This window comes from Oleiphilus sp. HI0117 (assembly GCF_001635235.1).
Window position 1 is genome coordinate 1 of the sequence record NZ_LWGA01000054.1, and the last position, 630, is coordinate 630.

General features: G+C 46.7%; 1 protein-coding gene. It reads left to right on the forward strand.

The window, feature by feature from the left end:
• The coding region (locus A3757_RS00910) for a diguanylate cyclase domain-containing protein (protein WP_156506073.1) at positions 1 to 630 on the forward strand (630 nt) is incomplete at both ends.

Sequence of the window (630 nt, forward strand, 5' to 3'; positions counted from 1 at the left end):
AGGGCACCTGGTTGGTGATAACTTATTGTCTGTGGTTGCCGACCGACTTAAAAGTTGTGTTTCTGATATTGATATTGCAGCGCGTACCGGTGGCGATGAATTTTGCCTTGTGCTTAGTGGTGTTCACAGTGAAAAGAAGGTTGTAGAGCTTGCAAGAAAGGTGCTGAGAGTTCTGGAAGAGCCCGTTGCAATTGAGGGAAGGCGCCTTTCTGTATCATCGAGTATTGGCATCACATTGTCTCTTTTGGATGGTGTATCCGCTGCAACTTTGTTGCAAAACGCCGATCTAGCGATGTATCAAGCCAAAGCCTCAGGCAAGAATAGCTACCATATCTTTAATCATCAGCTCCATAAAGATGCTGACTCGCGTATGGCCTTGGAGGAAGAGTTACGCCATGCTGTCGAACGGGAAGAGTTTGTATTGCACTATCAACCGCAAATGGATTTGAGTACCGGAAAGCTGATTGGTTGCGAAGCTCTATTAAGGTGGCAGCATCCTAAGCGTGGTTTGTTATCGCCATTTTTCTTTATCGATATGGTAGAGAATAACGGCCTGATTATTCCCATTGGTAAGTGGATTATTCATGAGGCTTGCCGCCAGTGTGCCGATTGGCAGCAGCGCGGGCTAAG